General features: G+C 60.3%; 20 protein-coding genes. 10 read left to right on the top strand and 10 right to left on the bottom strand.

Features of this window, described 5'->3' with window-relative positions; all coding sequences use genetic code 11:
- Positions 1–77: 77 nt before the first annotated feature.
- Positions 78–668 carry a DUF1285 domain-containing protein gene (locus BG455_RS13485; protein ID WP_071470497.1) on the top strand — a complete coding sequence of 197 codons (591 nt, stop codon included), beginning with the start codon at positions 78–80 and terminating at the stop codon, positions 666–668.
- A gap of 265 nt (positions 669–933) precedes the next feature.
- On the top strand, positions 934–1,245 hold the full coding sequence (locus BG455_RS13480) for an ETC complex I subunit (RefSeq protein WP_071470496.1): 312 nt from the start codon (positions 934–936) through the stop codon (positions 1,243–1,245).
- A 3-nt stretch (positions 1,246–1,248) separates the two neighbouring features.
- Here the strand turns inward: BG455_RS13480 and BG455_RS13475 are convergent, their stop codons facing one another.
- Positions 1,249–1,524 (bottom strand): hypothetical protein, encoded by a 276-nt coding sequence (locus BG455_RS13475; protein ID WP_071470616.1) that lies wholly within the window; start codon positions 1,522–1,524, stop codon positions 1,249–1,251.
- Between the two features lie 184 nt (positions 1,525–1,708).
- Between BG455_RS13475 and BG455_RS13470 the strand changes: the two genes are divergently transcribed.
- The 5 genes from BG455_RS13470 to dusA all read left to right on the top strand — a co-directional run bounded on the left by BG455_RS13470 (position 1,709) and on the right by dusA (position 7,083).
- A complete protein-coding gene (locus BG455_RS13470) occupies positions 1,709–2,626 on the top strand; it encodes a DMT family transporter (protein WP_071470495.1) in 918 nt (305 codons plus the stop codon).
- A 144-nt stretch (positions 2,627–2,770) separates the two neighbouring features.
- Positions 2,771–3,880, top strand: coding sequence for a TRAP transporter substrate-binding protein (locus tag BG455_RS13465; protein ID WP_071470494.1), 1,110 nt, complete (start codon positions 2,771–2,773; stop codon positions 3,878–3,880).
- 105 nt (positions 3,881–3,985) lie between these two features.
- Complete coding sequence (locus tag BG455_RS13460) at positions 3,986–4,543, top strand: TRAP transporter small permease subunit (protein WP_071470493.1); 558 nt, start codon at positions 3,986–3,988, stop codon at positions 4,541–4,543.
- 1 nt (position 4,544) lies between these two features.
- A complete protein-coding gene (locus BG455_RS13455; RefSeq protein ID WP_071470492.1) occupies positions 4,545–5,933 on the top strand; it encodes a TRAP transporter large permease in 1,389 nt (462 codons plus the stop codon).
- A gap of 124 nt (positions 5,934–6,057) precedes the next feature.
- Positions 6,058–7,083 (top strand): tRNA dihydrouridine(20/20a) synthase DusA, encoded by a 1,026-nt coding sequence (gene dusA, locus BG455_RS13450; protein WP_071470491.1) that lies wholly within the window; start codon positions 6,058–6,060, stop codon positions 7,081–7,083.
- Here the strand turns inward: dusA and BG455_RS13445 are convergent.
- Entirely contained in the window at positions 7,072–7,416 is a 345-nt protein-coding gene (locus BG455_RS13445; protein WP_071470490.1) for a DUF6477 family protein, read from the bottom strand. The genes dusA and BG455_RS13445 overlap by 12 nt on opposite strands.
- 197 nt (positions 7,417–7,613) lie before the next feature.
- On the opposite strand from BG455_RS13445, the gene BG455_RS13440 reads away from it, so the two are divergent.
- Positions 7,614–8,702 (top strand): DUF6456 domain-containing protein, encoded by a 1,089-nt coding sequence (locus BG455_RS13440; protein ID WP_245735552.1) that lies wholly within the window; start codon positions 7,614–7,616, stop codon positions 8,700–8,702.
- A 1-nt stretch (position 8,703) separates the two neighbouring features.
- On the opposite strand, the gene BG455_RS13435 is transcribed toward BG455_RS13440, so the two are convergent.
- Positions 8,704–10,554, bottom strand: coding sequence for an ABC-F family ATP-binding cassette domain-containing protein (locus tag BG455_RS13435; protein WP_071470614.1), 1,851 nt, complete (start codon positions 10,552–10,554; stop codon positions 8,704–8,706).
- Positions 10,555–10,616: 62 nt separating this feature from the next.
- Positions 10,617–11,492 carry a LysR family transcriptional regulator gene (locus tag BG455_RS13430; protein WP_071470489.1) on the bottom strand — a complete coding sequence of 292 codons (876 nt, stop codon included), beginning with the start codon at positions 11,490–11,492 and terminating at the stop codon, positions 10,617–10,619.
- Between the two features lie 97 nt (positions 11,493–11,589).
- On the opposite strand from BG455_RS13430, the gene BG455_RS13425 reads away from it, so the two are divergent.
- Together BG455_RS13425 and BG455_RS13420 are read left to right on the top strand one after the other, a co-directional pair.
- Positions 11,590–13,131: a proton-conducting transporter transmembrane domain-containing protein gene (locus BG455_RS13425; RefSeq protein ID WP_071470488.1), complete on the top strand. Its 1,542-nt coding sequence runs from the start codon at positions 11,590–11,592 to the stop codon at positions 13,129–13,131.
- A 24-nt stretch (positions 13,132–13,155) separates the two neighbouring features.
- Positions 13,156–15,528 carry a YbcC family protein gene (locus BG455_RS13420; protein WP_071470487.1) on the top strand — a complete coding sequence of 791 codons (2,373 nt, stop codon included), beginning with the start codon at positions 13,156–13,158 and terminating at the stop codon, positions 15,526–15,528.
- A 263-nt stretch (positions 15,529–15,791) separates the two neighbouring features.
- On the opposite strand, the gene BG455_RS13415 is transcribed toward BG455_RS13420, so the two are convergent.
- The 6 genes from BG455_RS13415 to BG455_RS13390 form a co-directional block, all read right to left on the bottom strand.
- Positions 15,792–16,601, bottom strand: a complete 810-nt coding sequence (locus tag BG455_RS13415) for a DUF1217 domain-containing protein (RefSeq protein ID WP_071470486.1) — start codon at positions 16,599–16,601, stop codon at positions 15,792–15,794.
- Entirely contained in the window at positions 16,598–17,002 is a 405-nt protein-coding gene (flbT, locus tag BG455_RS13410; RefSeq protein WP_071470485.1) for a flagellar biosynthesis repressor FlbT, read from the bottom strand. Before flbT ends, BG455_RS13415 begins: the two co-directional genes overlap by 4 nt.
- Positions 16,999–17,376, bottom strand: coding sequence for a flagellar biosynthesis regulator FlaF (gene flaF, locus BG455_RS13405; protein ID WP_071470484.1), 378 nt, complete (start codon positions 17,374–17,376; stop codon positions 16,999–17,001). Before flaF ends, flbT begins: the two co-directional genes overlap by 4 nt.
- A 72-nt stretch (positions 17,377–17,448) precedes the next feature.
- On the bottom strand, positions 17,449–18,294 hold the full coding sequence (locus BG455_RS13400) for a flagellin N-terminal helical domain-containing protein (RefSeq protein WP_071470483.1): 846 nt from the start codon (positions 18,292–18,294) through the stop codon (positions 17,449–17,451).
- A 217-nt stretch (positions 18,295–18,511) separates the two neighbouring features.
- Positions 18,512–18,847, bottom strand: coding sequence for a hypothetical protein (locus tag BG455_RS13395; RefSeq protein WP_071470482.1), 336 nt, complete (start codon positions 18,845–18,847; stop codon positions 18,512–18,514).
- Entirely contained in the window at positions 18,844–19,140 is a 297-nt protein-coding gene (locus BG455_RS13390; protein ID WP_071470481.1) for a rod-binding protein, read from the bottom strand. Before BG455_RS13390 ends, BG455_RS13395 begins: the two co-directional genes overlap by 4 nt.
- Positions 19,141–19,192 lie beyond the last annotated feature (52 nt).

Raw genomic sequence — 19,192 nt, 5'->3', positions numbered from 1 at the left:
TCGTCGGGGTGAAATTTGGCTTAGGCCTCTTATATGGTAGCTTAGACATATCGCATAGGCAGCCAATGGCAAAAATCATGAGTGAACAAAAAACCGTGACACCCACGCCAGATGCACTGGCACAGGCGGCAAGTGCCGCTGCAAAGGGCAAAGGCCTGCCGCCTGTGCATTTGTGGAACCCGCCTTTTTGTGGTGACATAGACATGCGGATCGCGCGGGACGGGACATGGTTTTATGAAGGCACGCCCATCGGGCGGCCCGCATTGGTCAAGCTGTTCGCCAATATCCTGAAGCTGGAGGGGGGCAAGTATTTTCTTGTCACACCTGTCGAGAAGGTTGGCATTACCGTGGATGACGCGCCCTTCGTCGCTGTGGATTTCCGTGTTGAAGGGGCGGGGCGTGGGCAGGAACTGGTCTTCACCACCAATCTGGGCGATGAGGCGCGGGCAGGCACCTTGCACCCGATCCGGGTAGAGCGTGACGCCGCAACCGGCGAGCCTGCGCCCTATGTCATGATCCGTGCGGGGCTGGAGGCATTGATCGACCGCAAAAGTTTCTACCGGCTGGTCGAGCTGGGCACCCATGCGCCACATGATGATGACAGCTGGTTCGGGCTATGGTCGGGCGGTGTGTTCTTTCCTGTCATTCCGTCGCGCGACTTGGGCTAATCGCACCGCTGCGGGAAAGTGTCTGGGGTAATCTGTTTGCAGCCACAAAAGGGCACAACCGTTTTAAAAAGATATACTTGAGATGCAAAATAAGTTGCCGGACGCTCCTTATGGGCCTAAATCGAGAAAAGCAGGCAGGAAAAGGCCGCAGCCCGAGAGACTTACTCCTCGTCCCCTCCTTTCGGGTGACCCTTTCCTGTCTGCACCCTTGTCTTTGACGAGAATTTTTTCCATAAGACATCGAATTCGCAAGGAGCATTCTTTCATGCGCGCACGCATCTACAAGCCCGCCCGCAACGCAATGCAGTCTGGAAATTCCAAGACCAAGTCATGGGTGCTGGAATTCTCGCCCGCGCAGGCCCGCCAGATTGACCCGTTGATGGGCTGGACCAGTTCGGGCGACATGGATTCGCAGGTCAAGCTGCGCTTTGAAGATCAGGCCGCCGCCGAAGCCTATGCCCGCGCCCATGGGATCGAGTATAACGTGATCGCCCCCAAGACACGCCGTGCCAATCTGCGCCCCGGGGGCTATGGTGACAATTTTGCGACGAACCGGCGGCAGGTCTGGACGCACTAGATTTCAGCCATTCCCGCGCAATGCCTCTGGGTGGTCGGCTAGAAATTCTTTCAGCGCTTTGTACAGTTCCCGCGCGCCCGACAGGTCATCATTGTGCAGCGCAGTGGCGATATCTTCGCAGATCATCTGTTGCACCTTTTGCGGGCCATGATGGATGTGCATCATGTATTCACCAAGTTCCGCCGCTGACACAGCGTCGATATGTTCATGTTTTGAAATCGCGTCGATTTGTGCGCGGGTCAGACAGGTCATGTCCAGAATGTCAGTTTCGTTTATCATACTCAGCCCTCCTTCTCCTTTGTGAATTATACCATCGTTTGGCCGCCAACTGCTTTGCGATTGATCATTGTTGCCCCCCATTGCAGAAGTTTTTGCGGCTTTGTGCGTGGGGTGGTATGGGGGGGCCACTGTTCTGGCACCGTTCCGCGCCGCATTTTGAAAGTGGACAGATGTGAAGCCCGATATGCCCGCAGCCCAAACAAAACCGGCCCTTGCCGCGCTGTGGATGTGCGGGGCGATCTTGTCCTTTACGGCAATGGCGATAGCGGGGCGCGCCATTCAACAGGAACTCGATTCGTTCGAGTTGATGTTCTGGCGCTCGATCATTGGCTTTGTGATTGTCGCGGGGGTGGTATTGTTCACCTTGCGCAACGCGACGCGCGTGTGGGCACAGATCAGGCCCACAAGCCCAAGCTTGCATCTGACGCGTAACCTGTTCCATTTCGCAGGCCAGAACCTGTGGTTTTACGGCATTATGGTGATCCCCTTGTCGCAGCTTGTCGCGCTGGAATTTACCATGCCAATCTGGGTGGCGCTGCTGGCCCCGCTTGTGTTGGGCGAGCAGTTCACCAAGCGCCGTCTGTTCGTCGCGGTGCTGGGGTTTGCGGGCATACTCATCGTGGCGCAACCGGGGGTACAACCGCTGAACAGTGGTCATCTGGCGGGGATGCTGTGTGCGATCGGGTTTGCGATGAATGTGATGCTGACCAAACGCATCATGCGCGCTGATAGCGTGCTGTGTGTGCTGTTCTGGATGACGCTGTCGCAAACCATTTTCGGGCTGGTTCTGGCGCAATGGGGCGGGTTTACTTGGCCCTCTCCCGCCATATGGGGCTGGTTGGTGGTGGTAGGGCTGTCTGGCCTAAGCGCGCATTACGCGCTGTCCTCGGCGCTGGGGCTTGCGCCCGCCTCGACTGTTGCCCCGATGGAGTTCTTGCGCCTGCCGGTTATCGCCTTGGTGGGCGTCTGGTTATACGCCGAAGCGCTAGAGCCGTTGGTCTTTGTGGGCGGGGGTGTGATTTTATTCGCGAACTGGCTGAACCTGCGTGGCGCAGGCGTGCCGACACGGCCATCCAAAAGAAACGCTGACGAAGTTTTGTAAAGCTTTCCCATAAATTTATCCTGTTTTTGGCAGGTTTCACAGAAAATCGATAAAGAAAATGGTTCACAGTATGGGCGCACTGTGCTTTTAATCCTGCGCCGGCCCGAGAGGGTACAGGTAGGAAAAATCCCATGGGAGGTATACATGGATCGTCGTTCTTTTTTGAAAACCTCGGCGCTGGGTGGCGGCGCGGCAGCGGCCACTAGTCTGGCGGCACCCGCAGTTGCGCAAGGGCGCATCACATGGCGCATGGTCACAACATGGCCGCGCAATTTCCCCGGTCTGGGCACGGGCGCACAGCGCGTGGCCGACCGGATCAACGCGGCCGCAGATGGTGCCATGACTGTAGAAGTCTTCGCCGCAGGCGAAATGGTGCCCGCGCTGCAATCGCTGGACGCCGTGATCGACGGCTCGGCGGAAATGAGCCACGGCGCGGCGTATTACTGGCAGAACAAGTCGGTCGGCCTGTCCTTCTTCACGGGCGTGCCCTTCGGCATGACCTCGCGCGAGTTGGCGGCTTGGGTGCGCTATCTGGGCGGTCAGGAACTGTATGACGACATCTATGATGATTTCGGTGTTCAGGCCTTTCTGTCGGGTGATACCGGCACACAGGCTGGTGGCTGGTTCCAGAACGAACTGGGCGGGATTGACGATATTCAGGGCATGCGTTTCCGCACACCCGGTCTTGGCGGTCAGGTCTGGCAGAAAATGGGCGCATCGGTCACCAACCTTGCGGGCGGCGAGATTTTCGCAGCCCTGCAATCGGGTGCGCTGGATGCAGCAGAATTCGTTGGCCCCTATAATGACCGCGCGCTGGGCTTCCATCAGGTGCGCAAGCATTACTACACCTCGTCCTTCATCGAGCCGGGTCTGGCGACAGAGCTGGTTGTGGACAAGGCCAAGTATCAGGAACTGCCCTCGAACCTGCAAGCGATCATCCGCGATGCCTGTCAGGCAGAATATGATCAGGTGCCGTCCGAATTCTATGCCAATGATCCTATTGCCCTGAATGACATGGTCGAAAACCATGGAGTGACTGTGCATAACGACTGGCCCGAGAGCATTCTGGAAGCCGGTGCTGCCGCATCGCGCGAATTGCTGATCGAGATCCTCGACAGTTCCGACGCGAAAACCAAAGCGACAGCAGAAAGCTTTGTCCAGAACCTGAACCTGCTGCGCACGCGCACCGAGAATACGGATCTGACATTCGCGCAGGCCCGTCTGAAATATTTTGATGTTTCGGATCTTGGTTGATCAACAGGCCGGTTGGCTGTAGCTGACACGTCCTACCGACACGACACGGCCCCGGACTTGATCCGGGGCCTCTTGTTCACCTGAATCCGTCCGCCGGAGGATGACATGATTGCGCTTTCCTATCTGATGCGCCTGATCAATCTGATGAACCGCGCAATCGGAAACCTGTTCATGTGGCTGTCCGTGGCCATTGTGCTGGTCTGTTTCGCGGTGGTGGTGGAACGCTATCTGTTCCTCAATACCCGCCTGTGGATGCAAGACCTCTACCCATGGCTGAACGGGGTGATGTTTACCGCCGTGGCGGGCTATGCGCTGTATCGCAATGATCATGTGCGGGTGGACATTTTTTACCGCCCCGCCTCGACCCTGCGCAAAGCATGGCTGGACCTGCTGGGCGTGTGCATTTTCCTGATGCCATTCGCTTGGGTGGTCTGGAGTTATTGTTTCACCTTCGTGCAGCGCTCCTGGCGGCTGGGAGAGGCCTCGGCCAATATCGGCGGCATGCCGGGCCTTTGGGTGCTGAAAAGCTTTATTCTGGTTCTCGCAGTCGTTATCGCGCTGCAAGGCGTGGCAATGGCGATCCGCTCGATCCTGATCATTGCGGGGCGCTACGATCTGGTTCCGGACGATTACAAATACAAATACGATACGGAGACAGCCTGACATGGATCCTGTGCTGATTGGCGAAATCCTTGCGGGGCTGATGTTCTTTGCGGTGATCGGCTTCTTGCTGATTGGTTTTCCCGTGGCCTTTACGCTGGCGGGCACCTCCGTGCTGTTTGCCTATATGGGCCTGTATTTCGGCGTGTTCGACATGTCGAACCTGCGCGCTTTGGCCGGCCGCTATACCGGCTACATGATTAACGAAGTGCTGGTGGCCGTGCCCTTGTTCATTTTCATGGGTGTGATGCTGGAGCGCAGCAACATTGCCGAGCAGTTATTGTCCACTATGGGGCGGCTGTTTGGCAATATGCGCGGCGGGCTTGGGATTTCGGTTATCCTTGTGGGCGCGCTTCTGGCCGCCTCGACAGGGGTTGTGGGCGCGACTGTGGTGACAATGGGTCTGATCTCGCTGCCCGCAATGCTGCGCGCAGGCTATGACCCCAAACTGGCCAGCGGGGCGATTTGCGCCTCTGGCACGCTGGGGCAGATCATTCCGCCATCCACAGTGCTGATCTTCATGGGCGATATGATCGCGGGCATGAACTCTCAGGTGCAGATGAGCCTTGGGAATTTCGCCCCCAAGACAGTGTCAGTGGGTGATCTTTTCGCAGGCGCGATGATCCCCGGCTTGCTGCTGGTTGCGCTGTATATTGGCTATATCCTGTTCAAGGCAGTTTTCGACCCTGAAAGCTGCCCCGCAACACCAGTCCCCCCAGAAGAGCGACAGGGCCTTTGGAAAGAAATCCTGTTTGCGCTGATCCCGCCCTTGCTGCTGATCACCGCAGTGCTGGGCTCGATCCTTGGCGGCATCGCCACCCCCACCGAGGCTGCGTCCGTGGGCGCCGTTGGTGCGACAGTTCTGGCAGCCATGCGCTGGCGGTTGTCGGTCTCTGTCTTTACCGAAGTGGCGCGGCGCACGGCTGTCATTACCTCGATGATATTCATCATCCTGTTTGGCGCATCGGTTTTTGCCATCGTCTTCCGCCAGATGGGCGGCGACAATCTGGTGCGCGAATTCCTGACCTCGATGCCCGGCGGCGCGATGGGGGCGATGATTGTGGTCATGCTGATCATGTTCGTGCTGGGCTTTATCCTTGACACATTCGAGATCATCTTCATCGTGCTGCCAATCACTGCGCCGACATTGCTGCTGCTTGGGGTAGACCCTGTCTGGCTGGGGGTGATGATCGGGGTGAATTTGCAGACATCCTTTCTGACGCCGCCTTTCGGCTTCTCGCTGTTCTATCTGCGCGGCGTTGCGCCCAATTCGGTCAGCACCGGCATGATCTACAAGGGGGCAATCCCGTTTGTGTTTCTGCAAATTGTTGCAATAGCGCTGCTGTTCATCTTCCCGGGGCTGGTGCTTTGGCTGCCATCGGTTCTGTTCTGAACCGCGACCCCCTATGCGCTAGGCGCAATATGGCCGCCTTGCACATGCAGCGAAACTCGCGGTATGGGGCGGATCAAATGATAACGCCCCAAAGCCGCGCAAGGCAGAACGGAAAGCCGCAGATATGGCAGATACCACACCGGATTTGGCGGGCCTGACATCATCGCGCCTGAGCGTCGCGCCGATGATGGATTGGACAGACCGACATTGCCGGTATTTTCACCGCCAATTATCGCGCCATACCCAGCTTTACACCGAAATGGTCACGGCACCTGCGCTGGTGCGCGGGGGTGCGCTGCATTTGCTGAAGCATGACCCCAAGGAAAACCCGCTGGTGTTGCAACTGGGCGGGTCGGACCCGGCCGAACTGGCGCAGGCCGCGCGTTTAGGGTGGGAGGCAGGCTATCACGAGATCAACCTGAATTGCGGCTGTCCCTCTGACAGGGTGCAATCGGGGTGTTTCGGGGCCGTGCTGATGACCCGGCCTGCTCTTGTGGGCGAGATATGTGCTGCGATGCTGGCCGCCAGCCCCGCGCGGATCAGCGTCAAATGTCGCATCGGCGTGGATGAACAAGACCCCGCCGAGGCCCTGCCGCGGTTTTTGGAAACCGTGTCACGGGCAGGCGTTGAAGATGTCACCATTCATGCCCGCAAGGCGTGGTTGCAGGGCCTGTCCCCCAAGGATAACCGCGAGATACCGCCGCTGGACTACCCTTTGGTTCTGGCGATGAAGGCCAGCTTTCCGCATCTGCGCATCAGCATCAATGGCGGCATCACCTCTCTGGCGCAGGCGCGGGCGTTTCTGGATCAGGGGCTGGATGGGGTCATGATTGGCCGCGCCGCCTATCAGCGCCCCGCCGATCTGCTGCTTGGCGCAGATGCCGAGGTTTTCGGCCAACCCGCCACCACCACAGTTCACACCGCGCTGGACGCGATGCGCCCCTATATCGCCCAAGAGCTGGCAGGGGGCACGAAGCTGGCCTCTGTCACGCGGCATATGCTGGGGCTGTTCGCAGGCCAGCCGGGCGCGCGCCATTGGCGGCGGGTGTTGTCTGAACAGGCACATCGCCCTGCGGCAGGGTTGGACGTGCTGGACAACGCACTTGCGGCAATGGCGCAGGCGGCGACAGAGCCTGGCTCACAGGGCTAAGCGCGCTGCCCCCTCTGGCACATGTTCCCCCGCGCGGCCGGGCTGTGTCTGCCGGACCAGCAGGGCCTCGTATAGCAGCGCTGTCATGACCGCCACATGCGCAGCCGCAGACCAGCTGGCGTCATGCGTGCGGCGGGCATGTTCCAGCGCGCGCTCGCATTCCAGCAGTTGCGCAAGCGCCATATGCGCTGATGGCAGGTGTTGCGACATGGGCAGGCCCAGCAGGCGCGCCAGCCGGTTTGCGCGGTTGTAATCGCGCAAAGCATAGCGCGCTGACACAATCAAAAGGCGAGGGCGGATAAGTGTGTCCAATGTCGAATGAGCAATATGCATGCGTCTGTTCCCAAATGAAAAGCCTGCGGATCATCGCATGCCCACAGGGGGTGTTGCGCAAGATTCCAAAGCAGCGCACGGTTTATTCAACTGGATTTAGGAATTTGTAACCATTCTGGGCATGTCGGAGGTCTGGTTAAGAAACAGGTAACTTTCGCACTTATAGGTTGATTTATGTGAAGGGAGCGCGCGCTGATATGTCTGCGCAGGGCTGTATAGCAGGCGAAACGCCCCCATGCCGTGGTCAGGCGCGCGCCGATCTGATTCCTGTGGGGGCGCGGTTGTATCTGTCGCATGTGGGCGCGGGCAAGTCGCTGCGTGCGCTGGGAAAGGATCACGGCTGCCATGCCTCGACCGTGCTGCGCCATGTCCGCCATTTTGAAAACCGCCGTGATGACCCGCTTGTAGACGAGGCGCTGCGTCGGCTTGACCATGCGCTGCGCGACATGTCCGAGACTTTGCCAGAAAGGGGTGCTCTTTCCATGATTCCGTATTCACCAGTTCAGACCACACCGCGCCCTGACCCCGAACTGGAACAACAGGCAATGCAGAATTTGCAGCATCTGTTGCGCCCCAAATCCTTGTTGATCGTGGCACCCGATATGCCCAAAGCTGTGGTAACCTGCGAAAACGCCGATGGTATGCCCCAGCGTGTGTCGGTGATGGAGCGTTGCGTGGCCGAAGTCATGGCGCTGAATGACTGGATCACCTGTCGCAATCAGGGGCGCGTGGCCTCTTATGTCATCAGCGCATCGGGCCGCGCGGCGCTGCGGCGGTATTGCGCCAGAGTGGGGCTTGCCTTTCAACCCTTTGGCGCGCCAGAGGGGCAACCCGCAGGGCGCATCCGCTATGGTGGCGCAGAAAGCCCTGTGACTGTGCTTGCGCGCCGCCGTGACAAGACTGGCCGCCCGTTTCTGGAACCGCGTCTGGTGCAGGCGGCGGAACGCTTGCGCGAAGATTTCGTCATGGCCCAGCTAGAGGGGGTGGCGCTGACAACGGCGCAAGACGTGATCGAGGCGCTGGAAAATCGCGCCGTACCCGGGCCGAATATCGCACCACCGGGCACAAAGGCAGCGGGCCTGCGCGTTCTGGCGGTGCTGCGCGCTTTGGGGCCGGGGCTTGACGATATGGCCTTGCGCTGTTGTTGCCATCTGGAAGGGGTTGAATCCGCCGAGCAGGCATTGGAATGGTCCGCGCGTTCGGGCAAGATCGTACTGCGCATCGCTTTGCAACACCTCTGCCGTCACTACCAGCGCATGGGCGATGCACAGATGATGATCGGCTAAATCAGTCTGCTTGCGCGCTATCCAAGGCGGCTTGTGCTTTCATCCACATGGCTTCGGCGCGGTCCAGCCCTTCCATGACTTCGGCATATTTGGCCTGCCAGACTTGCAACTCGCTTAGGCGCGTATCGTCATACAGCGCTGTATCCGCCAGTTTCTTCGCCAGCTTGTCGCGCATCTCTTCAAGTTTGCTGATGCGGGTTTCGCATTTGCGCAAGTCACTGCGCAGGGCCAGAACCTCGTCGCGCGTTGCGCGGGGTTTGGCCTTGGGTGCAGGTTTTTCGCGCACAGGCTTGGTGGTGCTGGACAACAGGAAATTGCGGTAGCTTTCCAGATCGCCATCATAGGGCGTGACCTTGCCATCAGACACCAGCCACAGCCGGTCTGCCACCAGTGACAGCAGATGCATGTCATGGCTGACCAGCACAACCGCGCCGGTATAGGCGGTCAGCGCATCGACCAGCGCTTCGCGGCTTTCGATATCAAGGTGGTTTGTCGGCTCGTCGAGAATCAGCATATGCGGCGCGTCCAGCGTGGCCAAAAGCAGCGACAACCGCGCCTTTTGCCCGCCCGACAGGCGTTGCACCACAGTTTCCGCCTGTTCAGCCATCAGCCCGAAGCCCGCAAGCCGCGCGCGCAGGCGCGGCGGTGCCTCTCCGGGGCGGGCGCGTTGCAGGTGTTGCAGCGGTGTTTCGTCCAGTTCCAGCTCGTCCACCTGATGCTGGGCGAAATAGCCCACGCGCAGTTTTGCCGCGCGGGTGACGGTGCCACTTCCTTCCAGCTTTTCGGCCAGAAGTTTTGACAGGGTCGATTTCCCCTCACCATTGCGGCCCAAAAGGGCGATGCGGTCGTCCTGATCGATGCGCAGGTCCAGCCCTTTCAGCACAGGCGGGCCGCCATAGCCGACCGATGCCCCTTCAAGCCGCAGGATCGGGGGCGACAATTCTTCTGGCGCGGGGAAGGTGAAGACATGGCGCGCGGCTTCTGACGGCGGCGTGATCGGCGTCAGTTTTTCCAGCATTTTCAGGCGCGATTGCGCCTGCCGCGCCTTGGTGGCCTGCGCGCGGAAACGGTCCACGAATTTCTGCATATGGGCGCGCTGCGCGGCAACTTTCGACGCCTCGGCGGCCAGAACGGCGCGTTGCTCTGCGCGCATGCTGGCAAAGCGGTCATAGCCGCCTGTATACAGCGTCAGTTTGCGGTCTTCGAGGTGCAGAATATGGTCGACCGCGCGGTTCAAAAGCCCGCGATCATGGCTGATGATGATAACAGTATGCGGGTATTTGGCCAGATAGGTTTCCAGCCACAAGGCACCTTCAAGGTCCAGATAGTTGGTTGGTTCATCCAGCAGCAGCAGGTCGGGCTGGGCAAACAGAACGCCTGCCAGCGCCACACGCATCCGCCACCCGCCCGAGAAATCGGAACAGGGGCGTTGTTGTGCAGCGCTGTCAAAGCCCAATCCCTTCAGGATCGAACTGGCACGCCCTTCGGCAGACCACGCGTCAATATCGACCAGCCGCGCCTGAATGGCGGCGATATCGCCTGCGTCTTGCGCGGTTTCAGCCTCGGCCATAAGGGCGGCGCGCTCGGTATCTGCTTCCAACACTGTGTTGATCAGCGAGGTTGAAGATGACGGCACTTCCTGCGCGACCCCGCCAATGCGCGCGCGCGATGGTAGCGAGATGGTGCCCCCATCCAAGGTCAGCTCGCCCCGGATCAGGCGGAACAGCGTGGTTTTGCCTGTGCCATTGCGCCCGACAAGGCCAATCTTGTGGCCATCGGGAATATTGGCGGAGGCCGCCTCGAACAGGGGGCGGCCTTCGACGGAATAAGAGATTTCTTGTATGCGCAACATGCGCTGCAACTGCCCTCTCTGGGCGGGCGCGTCAAGCCCTGCCGCATAGGTGCGTGGCAGTGTCAGTCCTGCATATGCAGCAATTCATCGACCAAGGGGTTGGGAAAGCGCCGCGACAGCGTGACGGCGTGGAAATTTTCGGTCAGCCCGTCAATTTGCGCCACCTCGACCAGCAGGCCAGAGGCCAGCTCGTCGCGCACGGCAATGGGGGGCAGAACGGCAATTCCGGCCCCTTCGCGCGCAAGCAGGCGCATCATGGCAATATCATCCACTTCGGCGGCGATCTGCGGGCGCAAACCGCGCCGCGCGGCCCATAGGTCGAAGCCCGCGCGCAAACCCGTTTCCAATGTGGGCAGCACCAACGCCTCTCGCGCCAGCAGGGTGGACAGGTCGGTGTTTGCGGCGCAAAGCTCTGGCGTGGCGATCAGGCTTACGGGCTGTTCGGATATTTTCTGTGCCAACCAAGGTGCTGCCCTGTCGCGGGGGGGCGGGGTGTTGGTCAGCACAATGTCCAGCCGCAACGCCTGCAAATCGCCCAGCAATTCCGCCTGAGAGCCTGACCGCAAGATCACCTCGACATCGGCACGCGCAATCAGGGGGCGCAGGAAATCCAGCTGGAAATTGCGCGACAGCGTGGCCAATGCACCCACCCGCACCGCCCGCCGCCCTGTGCCGCTTTGCGCCAGCACTGCGACCAGCTCATCCCCTGTCTTGAAAATGGCATCGGCATAATCCAGCGCGATGCGCCCTGCCTCGGTCAGTACCAACTGGCGGCCGACCCTGTCAAACAGGCTATGGCCAAGCCGGTCTTCCAGCGTGCGGATCTGCGTGGACAGCGCCGATTGCGACAGGTTCAGCGTCTGCGCGGTGCGTGTCAGGTTACCGTCATGGGCGACGGCCTGAAAATAGCGCAGATGTTTGTAATTCACAGGGGCCATAGTTCTGATTAATGGAACGAAACAACAGAAACAATGTATTTTTATAAATGATCGGGGTGAAATATCTGCGCTCGAACGCCTGTTTGGGAGATGCGCAATGCTGGCCTTGATACCTTACCTTTCTATTCTGATCCTCGCTGTCGCTGGTCTGGCGTGCCTGATGGGCCAGCAAATGCGCCCCACAATGACCCTGTTTCTGGCCGAACTTGCCAGTCTGGTGGCCCTTGTCCTCTCTCTCGGGGCGGGGGGTGTGCTGTGGCTGTACGGGGCGCAAACAACATCCTTGCTGGGGGTGGCCACACTGGGTTTCTCGGTCAGGCTGGATCTGTTGTCGGTTGTGATGCTGATGCTGGTGGGGCTGCTGGGCTGGGTGATTACGCGGTTTTCCACCACCTATCTGGACGGAGAGGCGCGTCAGGGCGCGTTCATGGGCTGGCTGATGCTGACGCTTGCCTGCGTGACGGCGCTGGTATCGGCAGGCAATCTGGGCCAGTTGGTTCTGGGCTTTATCGGCGCGGGTATGGGGTTGCGCCAGTTGCTGCTGACCTATGCAGACCGCCCGCGCGCCATGCGCGCGGCGGCAAGAATGCGCATGGCCAGCCGCGCGGGTGACACGGCACTGATTGGTGCAACTCTGGTGCTGGTCTATGCCTTTGGCACGGCCGATATTGCAACTTTGAACGCCACCGCCACAGGCCCAATGGCAGTGCTGGGGGCTGGGCTGCTGGTGTTGGGCGGGCTGCTGAAAGCCGCGCAATTCCCGCTGCATGGCTGGCTGACCGAAGTGATGGAAGCGCCCACGCCGGTCTCGGCGCTGCTGCATGCGGGCATTGTCAATGCGGGTGGCTTTGTGCTGATCCGCATGGCCGATATTGTGCTGACATCCCCCGGCATTATGGCCGCTCTTGCGCTGCTGGGGGGCTTCACAGCGCTGTTTGGCAGCCTTGCAATGCTGGCGCAGCCTGCGGTCAAAACCTCGCTGGCATGGTCGACCATCGCGCAAATGGGGTTCATGATGTTGCAAATCGGGATGGGGCTGTTTGCGCTGGCGACCCTGCATATTCTGGCCCATTCGCTGTATAAGGCGCATGCGTTCCTGAGTTCCGGCAGCGCGATTGCGCATGTGACGGCAGCGCGCAGGCCCGGCCCTGTGGCTGTGCCCTCGGCGCGCAATGTGGCGCGTGCCTTTGGGCTAGCGCTGGTGATCTTTGCTGCCGTGGGGTTCGCCTTTGGGCTGGCAGGCAAGCCGCCGCAGGCTTTCGCCTTGGGCGCGATCCTGATTTTCGGGGTCGCCTATCTTATCGCCCAAGGGCTGGCCGATGCCGCGCCCGCCAGCCTGACAAAGCGCATCTCGGTTGCGGCATTGGTGACATCGGCCAGCTATTTCACGCTGCATGCCGGCATAGACTGGCTGATGGCAGGCACATTGCCGGGACCAGCCGCGCCACAAGCGCTGGAATGGGCGGTGATGGTGCTGGTGCTGGCCAGCTTCGGGCTGGTGGCACTGGCGCAGGCCTTGTTCCCGCTTTGGGCCGGGCACCCGGCGGCGCAAGGGCTGCGCATACATCTGGCCAACGGGCTGTATATCGCCCCGCTGATCGACCGACTGACAGGCCGCCTGCCTGCCTCCCGCGCTTAAATATCGCCTGAAAGGATCACCCCTATGAAACTGCCAAGCCACTCCAATTTTGACAGACCCTTTTTGGCCATTATCGAGGGCGCGCGCCGCGCCGCGCGCCTGATCCCGCCAGCATTTCCCTTGTCGGCCACAGTTGCCGTGAACCCCTATCTGGGCCACACGGGCGAGGATCTGGCACAGGTGGGCGCGAAACTGGCCCGCGCAGGCGGGCTGCGCGTGACGCTTGCGCGCGCAGGGTTTCGTACGGCATGGGAGCAGGGCCAGCTGACCTGTGACGATTTGCGCATGGCGCTGGCGTTGCGCCCCGGCCTGACCCTTGCGCGGCTGGAGGCCGCGTTGACCGAGGACACACCAGACCCAGACCCCTTGCCCACAGTGGCCGAACTGGCGGCGCGCGCCAGCGGCATAGACTGGCCCGAGATTGTCGCAGCGCGGATCGGCGCTTGGGCGGCGGGGTATTTTGATCAGGGCCAAGCGCTGTGGCCCGCGCCGCAGGGGCGCAGTGCCTATGACGCATGGCGCGCCTTTGCCAGCCATGACCTTACGCCTGAAATCATGGGGTTGCGCGGGTTTTGTAATCATGTGGCCGATGCGCCTGACACCGCCTCGCTTGCACTGTTGTGGGCGGCAGACCAGTTGGGGCTGGGGGCCGAGGGTGCAGAGAGTGCCGCCCATCGCTGGCTGATCGAGTTGGGCGGTTGGGCGCAGGTAGCGCGCTGGAAGCTGTGGCAAGCCGAGTTGGACGGGCAAAGCGACGATACTGTAACCGATTTTCTGGCGCTGCGTATGATCTGGGATGCGGCCCTTCTGGCGCAGTACCATGACCAGATCGCGCAGGAGTGGCAGCAGATCATGGCCGTGCATGCAACGCCCGCTATGCCCTGCCACCAGATGGAAATTGACGCGCTTTTGCAACTGGCGCTGGAACTGGCGCATCAGCGCGGCCTGCAAGACCGGCTGGCAGCCCCTGTGCAGACAGGTGCGCGGGGGCGGCCAAGCCTTCAGGCAGTGTTTTGCATCGATGTGCGATCCGAGCGCTACCGCCGGGCGCTGGAAAGCTGCGATGCAGCAATCCAGACCCTTGGATTTGCCGGATTTTTCGGCCTGCCACTGGCGCATAAACCGCTGGGGGCCTGCGGGCATGAAGCGCATCTTCCTGTGCTGCTGAACGCGGCTTTGGAAACCAGCCCCGACACAGACCCCCGCACCGCCCATGTCGCGCAGATCACCGCGCGGGCGTGGCGGGCTTGGGGGCGGTTCAAACTTGCCGCTGTCTCCTCTTTCGCTTTTGTCGAGGCGACAGGCCCGCTGTATTTGGGCAAAATCATCCGCGACAGCCTTGGCCTGCATAGCAAGGCCCATGTGGAGCCTGCGCCGCATATTACCGGGCTGGATCTGGCGCAGCGCGCCGAACTGGCTGCGAAAATCTTGCGCGCGATGGGCCTGACGCAGGATTTCGCGCCTGTGGTGCTGCTGGTGGGGCATGGCGCGCATGTCACCAACAACCCGCATCAGTCGGCCTTGCAATGCGGGGCGTGCGGCGGGCATTCGGGCGAGGTCAGCGCGCGGGCCTTGGCGGGGCTGCTGAATGACGCGGCCTTGCGTGCGATCCTGACGCAGCAGGGCATCACCATCCCTGCTGATACGCGTTTTCTGGGCGCAATGCATGACACAACCGCGGATCATGTGGCGCTCTATGAACCGCTTGGGCCGGATCAAGCCGCGATCCGGCGCTGGCTGGATCAGGCGGGCGCTTTGGCCCGGAGCGAGCGCGCCACAAGCCTGCCGCATGCGGGCGAGAAAGGCTGCAACCTGCCCGCGCGCGCGTTGGATTGGGCCGAGACGCGGCCGGAATGGGGGCTGGCGGGGTGTTCGGCCTTCATCGCCGCCCCGCGCGATGCCAGCCGTGGCCGCGATCTGGCAGGGCGCGCCTTTTTGCACGATTACGACTGGCAGCGCGATACAGGCTTTGGCACATTGGAGTTGATCCTGACCGCGCCTGTCGTTGTGGCAAGCTGGATCAGCTTGCAATATTACGGCTCGGTCACTGCGCCGCAGGCATTTGGCGCTGGCAATAAATTGCTGCATAACGTGGTAGGCGGCTTTGGCGTATTCGAGGGCAATGGCCACGCCCCGCGCACAGGGCTTGCGTGGCAATCCGTGCATGACGGCGTGCGCCCCCTCCATGACCCGTTGCGGCTCAGCGTGATCGTGCGCGCGCCATCCGGGGCGGTCAGCGCTATTCTTGACCGTCACCCGCAGGTGCGCGCGCTGTTCGACAATGGGTGGCTGCATCTGATCCTCATGGATGATGAGGGCCGTTTGGCGCAACGTTACCATCAGGGAAGCTGGCAGGGTATGTGGTCGACGGGCCTTGGGGCTGTGACAGCGGCATGAATGCAAAATGCGTTTTCTTGAACGAGTCGCGTTGAAATTCTTTGCCCCCATCCTGTGAAACGTGCTGCGCGATTGCGGCGCGTTTCCTTTGCTGACAGGCCAGTTTGGCCGGCTGGTATGACGGGTGCCGGGCGCAGGTGGGCGCCGGCCGGATCGTTCCGCGTTTCGCAGATGTGCTGTCATGTTGCATCGCCCCCCCCCATCGCCCCCTCCATCGCGCCCCCCGTGCCAGGCCCCTGCAGCCCTGTATGCGCGGTCACCCCTCATCGCGGAATGGCTGCACTGTTTTGCAACAGAAACAAGGCCGTGCTGCTTGCGGTCATGCCGGATTGGATGTCCTGCACTTGTGACATGATCAAAAATCTTTGCGTCAGCTTTTCCAACTGCTTGGCCCCTGACATCTCCAACAGGTCCGAGGTGCCGAAACGTTTGCGCATGGCCGTTTTCATGCGTGCGGCCTGTTCATCGATATCAAGCAGGCCGAATTCTTTTGGCAACCCCAGACTGGTTTCAAGGATTTTTCGCAAGGGCGGGTTGCCAAGGGCTGCATACCATCGCGCGGCATCGGTTGAAAAACTCTCGGTCAGCTGGGGCAATTCGCGCTGTAAACTTAGCGCAAGCCTGAATGTCTGATCTTGGTCCCCCACTGAAATTTCAAACGCGCGGCCCTGATAGCTGGCACTCAGCCGCTCGGCGAGATCTGGCGGGGCGGCGCGTGCATCTGGGCCTGCCAAATGCGCCAGCGCGCTGGAGAGCGCGAAATAACGTTTATCCGCCAGACGGTTGGCCAGGGCTGTGCGCTCATCTGTTCCCCCTTCGATAATCTGGCGGATGAAGGCGCGATTATCCAGATCATCTTGCAGACCGAATGCGCCCAAAGCCACGCGCAGCACGCGACGATCCGCGACCAGCTGTTCTGCGCTTTGGATCTCCGCGAATTTCTGGCGAAAATAGTCGACATCGCGCTGGATCGGCGGGGATGCGTTGAAGCTGGCCTCCTGCCGTGCCCGCGTGCGGGTCAGAAAGGCCCAGCCGCCCAAGCCCGATAGGGGCAAAACCGGCTGAAAGCTCATGACGGGCGCACCGCAAACAGCCGCTCCTCGCGGGGCAAAAGCAGGCGCAGGAATTTCAGGGTCTGGTAATACTCTCCTTTCACCGCAGTTTCAGAGGCGTTGCGCAAAAGCTGGCGGCTGTCTTGGTCCCTGAAAACCTGACTTAACTGTTCAATGGCGCGGATCAGCGGGGTGATCGTGTCCTCTGGTTGTGCATCACCGGCAAGGATAAGCTGCGCCAGATAGCATGTGCGCCGGACAGGGGTGTTCGCCTGTTCAGGGCGGATCGCATCGCGCAAGCGCAGCACATGGGCGTTGGGCGTTTTGATAGACAGGCTGGCGCGCTTGTCGCCGTTTTCGATAACAGCGCCGTTCAACAGCACGCGTTCGCGTGGCGCAAGGCGGATGACAAGCCCAGTCATGGTGCGTCTCCCTTGCCCGACAGGCCGCGAAGAATGGCAAGATTGATATCGACCAGAACTGCGGGGTCTTCCTGACCAGACAGCACCTTGTCTGTGTGGCGCAACGTGAATTGTGCGATTTGCAGCAATTGCACACGCAAGGTTTGGGGCAACCCATTGCCAGTTCCCGCAAGATCGATGGCGAATTCTGTCCAGAGCCTGCTGTTTTCATGCATGGCTTCGGCCAGCATGGCAAAGTTTCGGGGGCTGGTTTCAACAGCGGTTCGCAATCTGGATGTGATGCGGGCAATCACATCATATTCTGCCGCACGCGGCGTTTTTTGGGCAGTGTTTGCTTGCCCATAGGCTGCGCTCGCCAAACTTTGCGCGTTCATTGCCGGACCCTTTCGATGCTAGAGGCCAAAGGGCCGCGAGCCTTGGCAAAACAAGGCTCGCGGCTTGCTGAATTAGCGGAACAGGGCCAGAATATTCTGGGGCTGCTGGTTTGCAATCGAAAGCGATTGCATGGCAAGCTGCTGCTGGACTTGCAGCGCCTGAAGGCGCGCCGATGTCGCTTCCATATCTGCATCGACCAATGCACCGATGCCCGCAGTCATCGAGTCGGTCAGCTTCGAGACAAATTCGCTTTGGCTGTCGATCCGGCTGGCTGATGCGCCAAGTGCAGCCGCCCCGGCCACTGCTGTCTGAATGAAGGTTTCAATTTCCCCCAGCGCGGTTGCGGCTGTTGCTGTGTCTGTAATCGCGGTCAGATCGGCTACCAGATCGAGATCTGCCTCGAAATCGACCGTATCGACAGTGATCATGGAGGCGGTTGGCGCGCCAGCGCCGACACGGTCAAGCGAGGCCAGAACACCAAAGCTGGTCGCGCCATTTCCATCGACATCGGTTGCGAGTAGATTTGCCCCATTGAATTGCGCACCTGCGACGATTGATGCGATTTGTGCTGTCCGTTCGGCAATATCGTCCTGAATTTTGGCATGATCGACATTCTCGCTTTGTGCCGCGACGATCAATTGCTTGATGCCGTTCAATTCGCTGACGATCTGTTCGGCGGCGGCCGAGGCAACGCCCACTGTCGCCTTGCCCAGGGCCAGACTCTCCGAAATGCCCTTGAAACCGGCTACATCGGATTCCATGACCTTCGAGATTGCCCAAGTGGAGGCATTGTCCCGCGCGGTGGCAACCGATTTGCCTGTCGAGATTTCGTTCTGGGTTTGCGCCATGTTCTTGTTGATCCCGCGCATAGTTTGCAGGGCGACCATCGCGCCGGAGTTTGTCAGAATGCTTGACATGAATTAGCCTTTCGTTTTGTGCGTTTTGCACAGGTAAAGAGAGCACCTGTTTGGGGTGCGGATGGCTGCATTCTGCAGGATAGTGCGATCTTTTGGAGCGCGGTGTCAGCGTTCTTGCTGTTGGCTCTCAGTGTCACATCAACTGATTTACAGAAACTGAACGCCGAAGATTTATTTGCCGCAATAGTCCGTTTTTGAAGCTGTTGGTTAAGGGTTGTTAGGCTTTATGCTCCAATCGGTTTGCTATGGGCTGCATTGTTTTGCTTGTTCCGTCCTGATGATAGAGATGGGTTTGCTGCCCTGCGCGCAGCTGTGCCAGCGCGGCTTTTGCATCCTGCACCCCTTGCGCGGCGGCCCCCAAAAGCGCTGCGTTTCGCCTGAGCCTGTCGTGCAGGGACCGCAGCATGGCGCGCGGCAAGGTTGCCGTGTCCAGCGCCTGAACCGCGCGCTGTTTTGCCTGTGCCAAAGCTTCAAGCTGGTCATATTTGCCTGAAAGCACTGCGGCCTCTTCCTCTTTCAGAAGCGCGTGCAACTGTGTGGTCGGGGCCGTCATGGTGCCTGCTCCGGCGTGTCCTGCGCCAAAAGCCCACGCAGCACGATTTCCGCAAGCCCAATTCCGCCCGCCGCAGACATGGCGCGCGCCTGTGCATTCACCAAAAGCGACGCGAACTGATCTTCCCCAATGCCGCCGGCGAATTGCGTTTCGGTTTTGCCCGCACCGGCTGCAAGCAAAACTTCGGTCAGAATAGCCGCTTCAAACTCCTGTGCGGCATGCGCAAGGGCGGTCGGGCGCGATGGGGCTGGCACGGCAGGGGCCGCGTGAAGGGGGGCGGGTGATATATGCATGTGCGTTTATCCATTTTGTTCTGCTTCCCCCAGAATCAGCGGCTTCGGTAAA

This window comes from Roseinatronobacter thiooxidans, assembly GCF_001870675.1.
In the GTDB taxonomy this organism is placed as follows: domain Bacteria; phylum Pseudomonadota; class Alphaproteobacteria; order Rhodobacterales; family Rhodobacteraceae; genus Roseinatronobacter; species Roseinatronobacter thiooxidans.
The sequence above is the reverse complement of the archived record's forward strand: the minus strand, read 5'-3'. Positions and strand labels throughout refer to the sequence as shown.

Bases quoted from the DNA above. Each gene is read 5' to 3' on its own strand.
- BG455_RS13455 (WP_071470492.1), top strand. From the start codon at position 4,545: ATGGATCCTGTGCTGATTGGCGAAATCCTTGCGGGGCTGATGTTCTTT.
- BG455_RS13420 (WP_071470487.1), top strand. From the start codon at position 13,156: ATGAAACTGCCAAGCCACTCCAATTTTGACAGACCCTTTTTGGCCATT.
- BG455_RS13460 (WP_071470493.1), top strand. From the start codon at position 3,986: ATGATTGCGCTTTCCTATCTGATGCGCCTGATCAATCTGATGAACCGC.
- flaF (WP_071470484.1), bottom strand. From the start codon at position 17,376: ATGAACGCGCAAAGTTTGGCGAGCGCAGCCTATGGGCAAGCAAACACT.
- BG455_RS13425 (WP_071470488.1), top strand. From the start codon at position 11,590: ATGCTGGCCTTGATACCTTACCTTTCTATTCTGATCCTCGCTGTCGCT.
- BG455_RS13415 (WP_071470486.1), bottom strand. From the start codon at position 16,601: ATGAGCTTTCAGCCGGTTTTGCCCCTATCGGGCTTGGGCGGCTGGGCC.
- BG455_RS13470 (WP_071470495.1), top strand. From the start codon at position 1,709: ATGCCCGCAGCCCAAACAAAACCGGCCCTTGCCGCGCTGTGGATGTGC.
- BG455_RS13395 (WP_071470482.1), bottom strand. From the start codon at position 18,847: ATGACGGCCCCGACCACACAGTTGCACGCGCTTCTGAAAGAGGAAGAG.
- BG455_RS13480 (WP_071470496.1), top strand. From the start codon at position 934: ATGCGCGCACGCATCTACAAGCCCGCCCGCAACGCAATGCAGTCTGGA.
- BG455_RS13475 (WP_071470616.1), bottom strand. From the start codon at position 1,524: ATGATAAACGAAACTGACATTCTGGACATGACCTGTCTGACCCGCGCA.
- flbT (WP_071470485.1), bottom strand. From the start codon at position 17,002: ATGACTGGGCTTGTCATCCGCCTTGCGCCACGCGAACGCGTGCTGTTG.
- BG455_RS13465 (WP_071470494.1), top strand. From the start codon at position 2,771: ATGGATCGTCGTTCTTTTTTGAAAACCTCGGCGCTGGGTGGCGGCGCG.
- dusA (WP_071470491.1), top strand. From the start codon at position 6,058: ATGGCAGATACCACACCGGATTTGGCGGGCCTGACATCATCGCGCCTG.
- BG455_RS13430 (WP_071470489.1), bottom strand. From the start codon at position 11,492: ATGGCCCCTGTGAATTACAAACATCTGCGCTATTTTCAGGCCGTCGCC.
- BG455_RS13440 (WP_245735552.1), top strand. From the start codon at position 7,614: ATGTCTGCGCAGGGCTGTATAGCAGGCGAAACGCCCCCATGCCGTGGT.
- BG455_RS13400 (WP_071470483.1), bottom strand. From the start codon at position 18,294: ATGTCAAGCATTCTGACAAACTCCGGCGCGATGGTCGCCCTGCAAACT.
- BG455_RS13485 (WP_071470497.1), top strand. From the start codon at position 78: ATGAGTGAACAAAAAACCGTGACACCCACGCCAGATGCACTGGCACAG.
- BG455_RS13390 (WP_071470481.1), bottom strand. From the start codon at position 19,140: ATGCATATATCACCCGCCCCCCTTCACGCGGCCCCTGCCGTGCCAGCC.
- BG455_RS13445 (WP_071470490.1), bottom strand. From the start codon at position 7,416: ATGCATATTGCTCATTCGACATTGGACACACTTATCCGCCCTCGCCTT.
- BG455_RS13435 (WP_071470614.1), bottom strand. From the start codon at position 10,554: ATGTTGCGCATACAAGAAATCTCTTATTCCGTCGAAGGCCGCCCCCTG.